11 protein-coding genes are annotated in these 13,636 nt (G+C 62.6%); all 11 read right to left on the bottom strand.

Annotated features, from left to right (window positions below):
• Window positions 1-123: 123 nt before the first annotated feature.
• The 11 genes from MFF62_RS25060 to MFF62_RS25010 all read right to left on the bottom strand — a co-directional run bounded on the left by MFF62_RS25060 (window position 124) and on the right by MFF62_RS25010 (window position 13,605).
• Entirely contained in the window at window positions 124-1,830 is a 1,707-nt protein-coding gene (locus MFF62_RS25060; protein ID WP_238265829.1) for an ATP-dependent helicase, read from the bottom strand.
• A 36-nt stretch (window positions 1,831-1,866) separates the two neighbouring features.
• Window positions 1,867-2,856 (bottom strand): ATPase, encoded by a 990-nt coding sequence (locus MFF62_RS25055; protein ID WP_238265828.1) that lies wholly within the window; start codon window positions 2,854-2,856, stop codon window positions 1,867-1,869.
• A gap of 90 nt (window positions 2,857-2,946) precedes the next feature.
• The gene (locus MFF62_RS25050; RefSeq protein ID WP_238265827.1) at window positions 2,947-3,696 is read right to left on the bottom strand and encodes an IncC plasmid conjugative DNA transfer DtrJ family protein; all 750 of its coding nucleotides are present in this window, start codon (window positions 3,694-3,696) and stop codon (window positions 2,947-2,949) included.
• Window positions 3,697-3,956: 260 nt separating this feature from the next.
• On the bottom strand, window positions 3,957-5,846 hold the full coding sequence (traD, locus tag MFF62_RS25045; RefSeq protein WP_238265826.1) for a conjugative transfer system coupling protein TraD: 1,890 nt from the start codon (window positions 5,844-5,846) through the stop codon (window positions 3,957-3,959).
• Window positions 5,843-7,318 (bottom strand): TraI domain-containing protein, encoded by a 1,476-nt coding sequence (locus MFF62_RS25040; protein ID WP_238265825.1) that lies wholly within the window; start codon window positions 7,316-7,318, stop codon window positions 5,843-5,845. Before MFF62_RS25040 ends, traD begins: the two co-directional genes overlap by 4 nt.
• A gap of 13 nt (window positions 7,319-7,331) precedes the next feature.
• On the bottom strand, window positions 7,332-8,549 hold the full coding sequence (locus MFF62_RS25035; protein WP_238265824.1) for a TrbL/VirB6 family protein: 1,218 nt from the start codon (window positions 8,547-8,549) through the stop codon (window positions 7,332-7,334).
• Between the two features lie 17 nt (window positions 8,550-8,566).
• Window positions 8,567-9,337 (bottom strand): conjugal transfer protein TrbJ, encoded by a 771-nt coding sequence (locus MFF62_RS25030; protein ID WP_238265823.1) that lies wholly within the window; start codon window positions 9,335-9,337, stop codon window positions 8,567-8,569.
• 10 nt (window positions 9,338-9,347) lie between these two features.
• On the bottom strand, window positions 9,348-11,804 hold the full coding sequence (locus tag MFF62_RS25025) for a VirB4 family type IV secretion system protein (RefSeq protein ID WP_238265822.1): 2,457 nt from the start codon (window positions 11,802-11,804) through the stop codon (window positions 9,348-9,350).
• Complete coding sequence (locus MFF62_RS25020) at window positions 11,798-12,127, bottom strand: conjugal transfer protein (protein ID WP_238265821.1); 330 nt, start codon at window positions 12,125-12,127, stop codon at window positions 11,798-11,800. The genes MFF62_RS25025 and MFF62_RS25020 overlap by 7 nt, the downstream gene beginning before the upstream one ends.
• Window positions 12,128-12,130: 3 nt before the next feature.
• Window positions 12,131-12,379 carry a prepilin gene (locus tag MFF62_RS25015; protein WP_238265820.1) on the bottom strand — a complete coding sequence of 83 codons (249 nt, stop codon included), beginning with the start codon at window positions 12,377-12,379 and terminating at the stop codon, window positions 12,131-12,133.
• Window positions 12,380-12,483: 104 nt separating this feature from the next.
• On the bottom strand, window positions 12,484-13,605 hold the full coding sequence (locus tag MFF62_RS25010; protein WP_238265854.1) for a TadA family conjugal transfer-associated ATPase: 1,122 nt from the start codon (window positions 13,603-13,605) through the stop codon (window positions 12,484-12,486).
• Between the last annotated feature and the right edge of the window lie 31 nt (window positions 13,606-13,636).

Here is a 13,636-nt window from a genome sequence, read left to right as displayed (position 1 = left end):
GTCACACCGTTGCGTATACTTGTCGCCGACCGGGTTTGGCAAAACTTTAGGCCCCCGCTGTAGTTGTCTCGCGTTCTTAAAGTACTTTCCCAAGTTGTCACAAAAAGTGCGCTAATCGCATCTTTAACGCAGCCCCGATTCGCCCACGAACCGGGAGGTCGGATGCTTTCTGGCGCTCGAAATCCTCAGCTCATCCCGGGCGCGCGTGATCGCTACATAGAACAGACGTCGTTCCTCCGCCTCCGCGGTGGCCGAGTCCGGAACAACGGTTTCCTCCGCCCGAAGGATTGCGACTGCCGACCACTCCCGCCCCTTAGAGGCATGCATCGTGGTCAGAACCAGCGCATCCGAATCCGGGGCGTTATTTGCGCGCCGAAGGAAGGCCAGCCGCTCGAAGAGGGATCCCTCGAGGCGTGTCAGTACACCGTAAGCCGTGTCCAGCGCGCGCTTACCGGCGTCAGTTGCCGCAAATTTCAGCATCCACTCATGCACGCCATCCAGGACAAGCGCGTAAAAGGCGCGCGCGCTCAAGGCCCGCCAGGCGTGCAGCCGTTTCATGAAATCACGGTACCGATCCACTGCCAGGGGAGGGATCCCTGCGTCGACCAAGTCCTTGCGTGACACGCCGCCCCCTTCGGCAAGTCGCGCGCGTTCCTCGACGCTGATGCCCACAAAGCCGAGCAGGGCGTCGGCGTTCGCGCCGGATTTTCCTGCAATCAGTTCGAGCAGCTCCCCCATCAAGGCCACCTCTGGCCGATCCAGGATCGACTTGCCTGCGGCGCGGAAATATTTGATGCCGCGTGCGCGGCAGATTGCCTCGATCGGATCCAGCATGCGGTTGGTCCGCGCCAATACCGCGGCCGTGCTGCCACGCTCGAGCACGGGGGCCAGTGCGTCAACGGCCGCGCCGGCTTCCTGATATTCATTGTCCAGCCGTTCGAACGTGACACTACCGCCTGGACCGCGGTCGGCCACGAGGTCCTTCGCGATGCGATCTTCGTTATGGCGAATGAGTGCGTCTGCTGCGCCAAGGATTTCGCTGCGCGACCGGTAGTTCTGACCGAGGACGATCGTTCGCGCGCCGAGCGACCGGGCAAAGTCCTGCATGCCGCGCACGCCAAGCGCCAGACGAAAGCCATAAATAGACTGGTCATCGTCGCCCACCACTGTGACGACAGAACCGCTGGCGGCATGCAGTGCCGCCCAACGAGCTTGCAGCGCGTCACAGTCCTGGTATTCGTCGACGAGAAGATGGTTCAGCCGGTACGGCGAGATCGTGCCATCCTCCATGCGACGCACTGCCTGACGCAGCATGTCCTGGAAGTCGAGCTTTCCATTGCGGGCCAAGGCATCCTGGTAGGCGCGGCATACGCCTTCGCCGACGGTATCCTCCGTGGACACGCCAGCGCCTGCCTTAATGCGCTCGATTGTGGCAAGCGCGTCATCCACCTTCCATTCAATGCCGGCCTCGCGGAGAATCTGACTCACGATCGCCCGGCGCAATCCTTCTGTCGCCACATTGTCGGCAACTGATCCCTCCTTGCGCAGTTGACGGTAAGCCAATGAATGAAAGGTGCCCGCAATCAGGCGCTTGCGGACACCGTCACCGGCAAGCGCCAGAATCCTATCGCGCAACTCGATCGCAGCATCTTTGCTAAAGGTCACCGCACCGACCGTGGCCTCGGACTCCAGCAGCAGCGACGCCGCCTTGGCAGCAATGGTCGCCGTCTTGCCCGCGCCTGGGACGGCGACGGCAAGACAGTGCGTACGCAGCGCGACCACCTCACGCTGCGCAGAGTTCAAGCTTTCGATCAGCTTCCCGAGCGACATATCGGCAACCGCAGCATCAGGGGGGAGGGCCGCCAGTCATCGGGCACGTGCGGCAGCCAGCAGTTTCAGGTAGATCTGGTAGCCGTGCAGGCCAAGCGGCTGGAAACGGCGGCCGAAGCGCGAGACTTCCCCGCTCACTTCATCCATGTTGCGCATCCCGTTCCACACCATGAAATCAAACTCATCCATGACCTTGTCGTAGGTACGAATCACCTGCAGCGCACGCACGGCGAAGCGGGACAGCGCTTCGACCTCGATGTCCACCGCGGGGCGAGTGATGGTCGGCCGGAAGACGATTTCGCCCGCGTCGACCATCCGCGCTTCGCCGTCATTCCGAAATGCCTTCGCCAGCATGAGTTCTCTGGCCACGTAGGCCTCGAGCTTGGTCAGTTCGTCTTCCAGATTCGCGTGCAAGGTGGCTTCCTCCGACTTGGAGAAGACAAGCCGGCCCAAGCGCTGCAGATCCAACTCCACGCGGTTCAGGTAAGGCCACCACCCCTCGAAGAGGCCGCGCAGCCGCGCATGATTGAGCTGCAGCGGCACCGACACGACGGGTGTGGCGATGGCCTGCCGACCCATGATGTGCAAGCCGATATCGCGCCGGCGGCGAACAATGGCCTGACGTTGCTCACGTGGCAGTTCGTGGAACATCCTGCGTGCCTGTCCGGCACCCGCCACGTCGTCCGCATCGTTTGCATCTTCCGCAACATCCGCATCCGCGATCAAGCCGTCCTGCAAAAGCGTTTCGGCGCACGCCTCGATCTCCTGCAGTTCGGTTTCGACGTCGCTTGCCGCCTGCATGTCCTCATATCGTCCCCCACGTGTCGTGCGGCCGACCGAACCTGCGCTGTCCGCAGGCTCGTCGAGTTCTCCGAGGGGCAATGCCGAGGCCGTCGGCCAGTCGAACGCATCGACGCCGGATCCGTGGGGGGCCAACGCTTGCGTGACGTCGATGAGGCGATCGTCCCGGAAATCGTCGGCGGTAAAAGGCAGAAACTCCGTTTCGGGCAGATCAGGCTTGGACAAGACATTCTCCAAAAGTCAAAGTACGTGAGTCAAACGAGTGAAATGACTCAAAGCGAGTCAAAAGAGTCCGACGGCAGGGCGCAGCGGCGCTCATTCGCCCGCACCGTACGAAGCGCCCAGGTGCCAGCAAAGCGCGCCAACCGCACACGCCAACAACACCCAGCCGTGTGCCAGCACAGGAACGGAATAGAGCAGGGCGCACACCCCAAGCCCAAGACAGAGCAGCAGCCCATGGGCTGCCAGGTGAAATGCCACGGGCCGCCCGGCTGGCCCCATGGTCGCCAGCCGAATGCGTCGGGTGACAGCGCCGTCATTGGCGAGCGCCAAACCAGCCGCCACGCCACCTAGGAACCAGGACTGCGCGACAGACAAGCGATAGATCGCGCGGTAAGTCATCAGCCATGCCCGATCCACCCAACTTCGACCGAAGGCTGATGCCCCGGCGTCGCCAATGTCGTGCCGGACAGGCGGACCGTGCTCTTGGGCGGAACCCGCATACGACGCCGCGACCAGCCCGGGGTCGATCAGCCATTGCGCGAAGCGGGTGTCCGTCATCGCTGCCGCTTGCGCTTCGCCGGCCACGCCGAGCATCGCGACCACCGATTGCCGCTCCAGATCGGAGATCTCGAGCGCAGCCGGATCGGAGACGGTTGGCACGACAATGGCGAGCACAATCGGCGCGATGAGCACCCACACGCGTGCGTGAAGGAAGAAGCGGCTTGTTGCCACGGCCGTCAACTCCAGCGCAATGCGATAAAGACGGGCAGCGATGACGCCGCCGCCATGGCAGCCCAGAAAAGCAGAGGCTTTCGCGCGGCGATCATCATGAGGGCGAAGCAAGGCGCTGCACGACCCTCACAGAAATCAGCAGGCAAGGGCCCGACAGCTGGCGACAATGCGAGCCAGTTGTCCATACGTCGTGCCAGACCGCGATCGGTCCGGAACAGCAGGCATGCCAGCCACATTGGCACGCAGCGAAGCGTAGCCGGCGCCATGCGAGCCGCTTCGAGCAGCGCGGGAAAGTACAAGGTCATCTCGTCAGTTCACTCTGTCCTTAGGTTCGCCCTCGCGAGCAGCTTCAACCGATGGGTCAGCGACACCTAGCCGTCGATAATCGGGATCCGCCCCTGATAGATGGCGCCGCCCGATACCCGAAGGAAGTACTGCAGGTTGGGGAGCTGCATCACGAGTTCGGCCGGCACGAGCGGTGCCTTTTCCAGCTTGGCCGACCGGGCGACGCTGCCGCTGAACTCACCGATGTGAGACTCCGAACCCGCGCTCGAGGAGCGCGACACCTGCACCGTGCGGATGGCGGTCGCGCCCGTCTTCTCGGCGAACCATTGCGCGGTATCCGTGTCCTCCAGTCGCAGGACAATCTGATTGTTCAAATTCCCCAGCACCTGCTGCATGCGAGCCACGTTACCGAGCTTCGCAGTGAAGTCCGACCGGGTCTGATAGGCAATGAAGACCTTGAACCCAGCGCCGCGTCCCTTGTTCAGAATCTGCAGCATCTGCTCATTCACCGCCTCGGCCGCTTCATCCACAAAGACCACGATGCCAGGCGTGGCAGCGGCGTCGTTGTAGATGGCTCCTGCGCACGCGGCAAGGTCCGCCAGCAGCATCGACATCGCAGCCTGCGCGACCAGCGAGTTGCCAAGCGAATCGGCGCCGACATAGAGCACGGCCTTCTGTTGGATGACGCGGCCAATGTCCCAGATTTCCCGGTCGTCCTCGAGGTCATCAGGCTTGGGCGCAAGCATGAGTCCAGTTTCGCCGGTTGCGAGCATCTGGAGCAGCGGCAAGGCGGCCGCTATGATGCGTGCGTAATGATCGGCGTCATGCTCATAGGTGGAGATCAGCCCCTCGATCGCCTCGTGGGGCTGCGTCCTCGCAAATCGGTCGCGATAGAACGCCACCATGGCGTCCACCCGTGGCGTACCTTCAGATGCGCGCTTGGATCCGCCCCGAGATCCGGCGCGAGACGCGCTGGCAGCCTTGCGCAGATAGGCACCCAGTTCTCCATCCCAGTCTTGCTGGCCCGATGCCCGGAAGAATTTGAGCAAGGCTCGCTCGAGAAGCGGCGCCACGCCGCCTTGCACGTATCGCAGGATCGAGCGCAGGTTGGGCTTGTCACCCACGTAGAGCTCACCCTTGACCGCCCGGTCGATAAAGAGGAACGCGAACTGACGAAAAGGCCCTGGCTCCAGGAGCTGGGCAATGCGCGTTGGGATCTCCGATGGCTGGGACCAGTTCTCCAGAGGGTTCAGACGAATGGACTCCGAGGGAGCGGCCTGCTTCCAGTACAGAAACTTGCGGCCGGCCCTTGCGCACTCGCGGCGCACGCGTGCCACCCAATCGCCGTCATTCTTGGGGTCAATAATAATCAGTACCTGCTCTGGATCGTGAATGACCTGGGTTGAGATCACCTCGAACGTCCGCGTCTTGCCCGAACCTGTCGTGCCACATACTGCGGTGTGCCCGCTCAACGCCTTGTAGTGCAAAGGTACGGCAGTCTTGCGTGGCTCCATACCGTGGATCCATGCCTGGCCTTGCGGCGTGCGGTCGCGAACGCTTCCCCGCGGTGCGAAACTCTGTTCGATGCGTCGGGCGACAGCCCGTGGCATCCACCGAGGCAGCCTCGACAGCTCAGGGGCGGGTAGTCGCAGCATGTCGTGCGCGAACTGGCAATGATGTTGCGTCCAGGCGTAGCCCATCCCGAGGAACATGGCATCCTCGTCACGATTGCGCGAGCGCATGCGCTCGCTCGCATCGAGAAACTCGGCAATTGGCATGATGCTGAGCCATTTGGACCCTAGCCCCAGGCGCAAGCGCATCGTTCGCCAGGCTTGGACAGTCCGAACGGACGCGCAAACTGCGCAGCCAAGGACGACATACCCCTTGCCTGGTACGTTTCCCGCCACGATCAGACCGGTTGCGACCAACCAGCCGAATGCCGCGCGCCATTCGAAATTTGGTCGGAAGTGCGTCATGACGCCGCGTCATCCATCGAATCAAGCGAATCTGGCGCATCAAGCGGGTCACGGGACGCGGACCCGACAGGGCGACTCGGCGCCGTGGCCGAAGCCGGTGAGGTTGCCGATGCCTGAGGCAGATTCAGCAACGACGCGATGCGCGCATCGAGGACGACGTCCTGTCCCACAACGTCGTGCACAAGTTCGGCTTCGCGTAGGGTGCCGATGACCGCCTCCGATGAAAGCCCATAACCGCCCATCGTGCGTTTGCTTAGCGTGAGGTGATTGCCACTCAAACTGTATTTCGCTTTCCCTGCGGCTACGTCCTCCAGCAACGCGACGAGGAACTCCTGTGCGGCGTCGGCGTTCGGCAATAGCATGCGAACCCGATCGGCAAGTGAACCTTCCCCAGGCGTTGCGCTCCCATCCGCCGGGCCGCCATCCTGTGCCATCGGCGCCTTGGGTGCGGCGGGTTCCGCCGGTGCCGCAGGTCGCTTGCGGGCCGACGCCTTTGGCAACGCCAGCGGTGTCTCGATCGGCGCGCTCCCGTCTGGGACGGTTCCACGCGGCGCTTCATGGCTTCCCTTTTTACTGCCTTGGGGGTCGTTGGTACGCACGCCCTGAGGTTGCGTGCACGCAGGAAGAGCGCTCGTCGCTGGCGACGCGCTGCCCTGCACGGATTTGGCGGTATCTGCGTCGGCTGCGTCGGCTGCGTCAACTGCGTCGTTTGCCGTAACGCCTTGGGCCACTTCTAGCCTTGCACATGCCACTGACACGCCGGAAACCGCCAAGGTGCCGGGCTGGAACACTGCGCGGGTCGCCATCGCTTCGCGTTGCGTGACCATGTCCATGGCCTTGCGAATGATCTTCTGCAACAAGGTCGCCTTACCCGTGGGGACGGGCGTCGGATCCAGGCATCCGAGCAGCGCAGCCGCTACCTCTTCATCAAGGGTTCGCATACGGGCGGGCGTCAAAATGTCGCGCGCCAGAAGTCCTGCCCGCAAGCGATCAGTAGGCACTGGACTTGCGCGACGCTCCACCGTGAAGGTGGTATCACCGAGCCATTCTCCAACGCCTGCGTGCACCATTGGCGACCAAGGCGCATCGCTGCCATAGAAGCGGAAGATGAAGTGCCGCCACGGCTCGTCGAGCCACGTGCAGCAGGCCGCGAGGAACAGGGCATAGTGGTACTGCGGCTCCAGCCGCCGCCGCCGCTCGGACGGAAGATCCGCCGCAAACTTGTAGGCGCTCGCGAGCCGCGACGCAGTGTGGACGGTCTCTATCGTCGCCCGGAATGCTCCGCCTGGCTCGGTGTGTCCATCAGGTTGCAGTGGGACGCTTGAAAACCAATGGGCACAATCTTCCAAAACCTTTAGCCATTTCCGGGCGAAAGCCTGATAGTCGGGTTCGTTGGCGAACTGGGCGACTTGTTGGATATGGTTGGCATGCGTGGCCAACAATTCCGATGTCATCTGGAGTCGATACGTCATGAGCGTTCACGCATTACTTTGAATTTGCTTTGTTACTGCCCGGGGTGCGCATTGCCTGCGTGGCCAGTCGAATGGCGCCCCCGCCTGTTGCGCCGGCGCGCGTGCCAAGTACCGCCCCGGCAATTTTCGGGATCTCGAAGGACACGAGAAGCATGAAGATGGCCACGGTGATCGCGTAGAGTCCACCGGCCGATGTCCACCCGCCCAGCGTGCTCAGCGCGGGGATCAGCGAGGTGTAAGTGGCGGACACCAACCGCGCCATGGTCGTGGCGACGACCACATACATCGATGCACCGACCATGAAATCGAGCCACGTGAAGAAATACCGTCGCGTGTACTCGGAGAAGGCGAGCGCCACGGCGATGGGGCCGATAACGATGCCTACTGCAGCTTGTATCAGGCCGACCATGACAAAGAATGAATAAACGATTGCGGCTGCCGCGCAGCACAGGAAAGCCAGGAATAGAAGCGTGGCCGCACCCAGAGCGATCGACATCCTCTCGTGCCATGCCGCGGCCTTGACGATGGCGATGTAGGTGTCCAGAAACTTCGCGCCCACCGTTGCGAGCACGAGCGCCGGGTTGTCGGTGCTGCCACCGGCAATCGCTTTCGCGAGGTCGCGAAACCACCCGAAGAGCGCAGGCGCGAAAGTGTCGTAGCCCGTATAGAGGGATGCGACGATGCCGAGCACCAGAATGGTCTCCAGAAGATCCGTCCATGCGGCAACGGCCTCTTGTGTCGACGCAAACCGAAGGCCGGCAAGCGTCAGCGTAATGATCCCCAAGGCAAAAGCGATCTTGTCTGCCTCACCGCGCACGGACTTGCTGAGCGTCGTCGCTGCGTCGATGATGCCGCCCGTAAAGGAGCTGAACTGATTGATGAAGCTGTGCAGCGACTCTTCGTGAGTGACGGGCGCTGTCTCAGAGGATTGGGCGGATGCTTCGGAGCGTGCGTCAGCGTGCGAGAACACGGCGGCTACCTTCGTCGCATCTGCATTGGCGCTGGCCGCGTCTGCCGCGCGAATTGTCTCCCGAGGCTCGCTCACCGTGGCAGGGTTGGGCGTGGCGGGGCTGGACGTGGCAGGGCTTGACGTGGCAGAGCCGGGGGTGACAGGGTCGGGTCCCCTGATGAGCGAATGTGCGTACAAGCCGGTTGCTGAAGCAAGCACCGCAGCCAGGATGACCGGCTTGGCGAGTAGGGAAAGCAGACGGCGCACGTGCATGGGTTGCATGGATGAAAAGCGCGCTCTCAGTGCGATTGTCGGAGCGGTTGCGAAAGCACACGCGAGCGCAGGAGCCGCAATTCATCGTCCTGCGCCTTCCGAATGGCCTCCTCGCTCTTGGCCCGTTCGGCTTCACGCGCGACGTCCTGGCCGTCCCGGTCGGAATCCGAGCGCGCCTTCGCGCTCATCAACTGCAGCATGTCGGCATTTTGGCTAGCCAGGACCTCCAGCATCTGGTTGGTCGTCTGCGCCGCAGAGAGCGCAGTCGGCGTGAGCTTCAATTGCGACTGGATTTTCTGCCTGCGCTGAGAAAGGGCTTCGGTGTTTGACTGGATCTGGGTGGCGAGCCGGAAGATGTTCTTCGCGCTCTTGTCGCCGTTCTGCAAGAGTGATCGCTGGTCCGCGAACCACTGCTGTGTGTCCTTGCCCATGGCGACTGCCATGCTCTGCACGCGGTTCAGATAGTCGCTACTATCAGACACCGCGCCATAGAGGTCTCGCAATGACTCGCCGTAGGCTTCGTACTGGCGCACCTCATCGCGCACCGCATTCAGTTGCTCGGTGATGGCTTCGACGTCCAGTCCTGTCGACTGCAGCAACTGATCCGCCATCATCTTGTACTGGTAGACGATGTTCGTGTTCTCGTAGACTTCTGCCTTCAGCGACTGCAGGGCCGTCGTCGTGGTTTGCACGAGACTAACCCAGTCAGTGACGGCAAGCGCCGCATGTGCGTTGGGCGTGTACGAGGCCGTGCACCAGGTGGCAGCGCTGATAAGGCAGAGCAGCGTTCGCTTCATGATGTGGAGCTCAGTTGGCGCGCGCGAGCATGTCGCGCACGTAGTTGTCTTGCCAATCGGGATGGCCCGAGGCGAAATGGGCATCAAAGACACGCTGTGCGGCGCCGTCTGATCGCAGCATCGCCAGCATCTCGTCGCCAAACGTGACTTGCAGCATGCGAGTCTGGGCATTGGACACCCACAAGTAGTCGCGATTGGGAACGGCTTCGCTGATCATCTGGATCTGCGTGTCCGTCAGCCCAAATGTGTCCCGGTACAGGTCCTTGCTGCTGGCTGCCTGGCTGTTGGGTAGGTAAATGATGTTGCCGATGTTGTCCTTCAGGATCTCGAATCCCGACAGGCGTTCCAACTGGCGTAACGACTGCGTGGCCATCCAGATCGCCCCATTGCGTTTGCGGATAGTGGTGATCCACGATTCGAGTCGCTTGTAGAAGTGCGGCTGCTGGAAGAAGAAGCCCGCCTCCTCGACTTCGATCAGGGTGTATCGCACTCCATCCATGGACTGGCTGATCCGGTAGAACGCGTAGTCGGTGAAAAGCGCCGCCGCCCTGGGGAACGTCTCAAGCAGGTGGCCCATCTCGATGCACATGTTCTCGCTCACCGCAAAGGCGTCCACGGCATGGTCGAAGAAGTGCCCGTACTGACCGCCGCGCAGCCAGATCTGCAACCGTTCGCGCAGGTGTTCGTGAAGCAGCGTCGACAACTTGGTCAGTGTCCAATGCTCGGCGTCGTAACCCGCAAGAATTCGGACGGCTTCATAGGCTTCCTGCCGTTGCTGCGATGACAGGGAGAAGTGCTCATCTTCCAGCGCAAGCCCGATCCACTCGGTCAAATAGGCAAAGTGCGCGGCGTCGGCAAGTAAAGAGAGTGGGTTAATCGGGGTGGCGCCCTGGAAGCGCCCCGTAATGTCGACAAAGGTCCCGCCCGAGAGCAATGTCGGAATGCGCGTGCTGCGGTCCTTGTCAAACCGGATGCGACGGGCATCGTGTCGCCCCGCCTGCGAGACGAGGAAATTGAGAAACACTGATTTGCCGGCGCCGATGGGCCCGATGACGAGCAAATGCGCGTTGCCGCCGGCCTGGTGCAGATCGACGCGTTGCGCCGTCCGGTGCCGGGTCGGCAGACAAGTGAGTGGCGCAATGGGCCGGCCCGCCTTGTCCGAAAGCCAGCGATTGCGCATTGGACCCGGCGACACGGAGCACAAGGGCGCCAGGTCCGAGACGGCAGGGGTTTCCACGAACTGCAGTCGGCGTTGGGCGTCCCACCGGCCGGGCAAGGTGCTGTTCCAGGCCGGCATCAGGTTGGCCCGCTCGCGGATCGCGCCGAACCCGGCGTTGGTCAGCGTACCGATCACCTCACTCACCGCCTCTTCGCAGGCCGAATGCGATTCACCGTAGACCACTACGGATATATTGGCGAAGCCATACTGCACGCCTTCTGCCGTCAAACGTGAGAGGGCCTGACTGGCTTCCCTGGCCAGCGCTTCCCGCCCTTCATCGTTCTGCGCCGCTTCATTCGACATGTATTGGGCGAGGACGGCGCGCAGATCGAGCGACGCCATCTTGTAAAACCGCCGGACCTTTTCGATATAGGCGGCGGCTCGTGCAGTGTCGAGGTGCCGGAACAGGATGCAGATGTCCAACTCGGCATCCAGCTGCAGCAGACGATCGAGCGCAGCATCCTGGAAGTTCATCCACTCCTTGACCGCCACGATCGCGGCGTGGCGTTTGCCGTGCGCTGACTCAAAGATCAACTGCTCGCTGCCCACGGTGACGTCGGCCTCCGTGAGATGGGTGTCGAGCAGCGTCACGGGCGGTCGAATCCGACGGGGCACAACACCGGGATTGGCGCATTGGTGCAAGGCGGCATAGCTGTCTTGCAGTGCAAGCCTCTGCAGGCGCAAAGCGGGCAGGCCGCCCGCGAAGGCGTCGAGCATGGACTCCAAGCGCCTGGCCTCGGCGCGTACGCGTTCGAGGTCAAAGGCAAACGCCTGACGGGCAAAGAGTGTGTCCTTTGCTGCCTCGACCAGGGCGCGGGCGGGGGATTGGCCGCCAGCCGTCATGTGATATCGCACCTTGTCGAATACGCTGCCAAGCCCAGTTTCCGGCGTGAGCGCCAGAAACAAGGTGTGCGTGTTCTGGAAGTACTTGCCGCCTGTCATCACGGCGCGATGCAACGCGTCCAGACGTGCATCAGTCTTGCAAGAGAAGCTACCGTCCACATAACCGGTCGCCCGGCGGTGGCTCAGGCGCCACCAGGCCGTCATGCGATGGTCAAAGGAACGAGAGGCGAGATCAAGCTGCGCGCGCGCCGCGGCGATGTCGCCCGCGTGCGGACTATCCGCATCAATGCCGGCAAACCGGTAGCTCGCGAGAAGCGATCCGTCCTTGTTGAGAATGAGTTCCGGCGTGACCGAGGTCAGCCACGGTGCGATCTCCTGGATCGGACGATGTTTGACCTTCAGCATGGCAACTCGCTGTCAAAGCCATAGGGCCGGCGAAAGAGAGTGTGCGTCTTGCCATGCCATGGGATCGCTTCGTACCAGTCGCCATATCGGTTGTAGGCGCCAAGCACCTGATTCCACCAGGGATCGATCGACGTGAGCCATCGCAGCAAGGCGTGATGCGCCATGCCCATCGCGATCACTGCCAGGGGAATTTTCCAGCCGCTGCGGAATGTCACGTACACCAGCAACGCGACAATCGTGCCATTGGCAATCGCGAGGCCCCGCACCGCCCCGCCGATCTGACGAGGGCGGGACAGGCCGATGCTGACGTGGCGGGCGCGCATCGTTCAGAACCCCGTGCAGGCGGTCGCGACGTTGAGCGCCCGCATGATGGTCGGCGCGGAGGCCGCGATGCCCACGCCAATGCAGATCACCGAGATGAACTTCATGATGGACGATTCGGAGTTCGCAATACCGATGGCACCCAGGACGATGAGAATCAGGCCGGCGACAAAGAGGTACTTGGTGTTAATGAACGTAGCGATGCCGCAGATGAAGTCGCCCAGCGCGGCAAAGGCCAGGATGTCGGCGGCCATGGCGCTCGATGCATAGCCGAGCATGGGGAGTGCCAGGGCGCCAGCGCCCCACATTGGAGACCGCCCACGAGAGGCGAAGGCTGCGGAGCAGGGCGAGCGTCGGTTCAGAATTGCGAAGCGTGACATGGGAGATTGGTTGAGCGTGGGGCGTAGGCCGCAGGCGCGGCATGTGCCCGAAAACGATGGAGGAGCCGGTATTCGTTCTCGTGAATACCGTGGATTTCGGCGACTTCGGAGATGTAGCGATGCTCGCCGGCGCGTCGCATATGGATCACGGCGTCGAAGCATTCCGCGATGAGGCGGCGCATATCGTTGATCGTCCAGCGCGAGCCGTCAGGCAGCCCGAGCATGGCAAGGGACTCCAGTCGGGTCAGCGCCGATCGCGCGTTGTTCGCATGGATGGACGCCATGCCACCCTCATGTCCGGTATTGAGGGCCTGCAAGAGATCGAACGCCTCGCCGCCACGGACCTCACCCACTAGAATCCGGTCGGGCCGGAACCGTAAGCTGAGCGCAATGAGGTGCTGCGCGGTTACGCCGTGGTCGGCGTTGGAAAGCAGTCGCACCCGGTTGGGAACGGAAATATTGAGCTCAGTCGTGTCTTCGATACTGAGCACGCGCTCCGTGGACGGCACTTCGCCGATCAGTGCGTTCAGGAACGTGGTCTTGCCGGTCGAGGTGCCGCCGGCCACCAGAATGCTTCGGCGGCTGCGGACCATGCCGCTTAACAGCGCCTTGAGCTCGGCTGGCTCGGTAGCCGGCACAGCGAGATCGGCGCTAGCCGTTGCATTTGTCCGCGCGCACGGCAGCGCGTCACGGATGTGCGGGCGCCGCACATCGCCCTCGCCCCCACCCGCGCCGTCACGTGGCGCAACCATGGCGCCAGCCTTCATGTAGTCGTCCAGCGACAGCCGGGCCTCACGATGGCGGCGGATGCTGAGTGCATGGCCGTCCACTGCGGACGGGTGCATCACCGCGGCGATGCGCAAGCCATGGTGCGCGGCATGCACGATGCCCTGGGCGCTGCCCCGAACCGCCGACTTCTGAACGGAGGCGGCCAGCGAACGGATGGCGCCCTCGATCTGAGACGAGGTAAGGCAGACGGCGACGCGTGTCATCACGCCCCGCATCTCGATCCAGATGTTGTCAGGACTGTTCACCATGACTTCGGTGACGTCTGGGTCGCAAAGAAACGCGCGTAGGGGTGCCAGGGATTCGAAGAACATGCTCACGGCACTGTCTTCGAGTCCGCACCAG

Source organism: Cupriavidus pauculus, from assembly GCF_022179805.1.
Lineage (GTDB): Bacteria > Pseudomonadota > Gammaproteobacteria > Burkholderiales > Burkholderiaceae > Cupriavidus > Cupriavidus pauculus_E.
The sequence above is the reverse complement of the archived record's forward strand: the minus strand, read 5'-3'. Positions and strand labels throughout refer to the sequence as shown.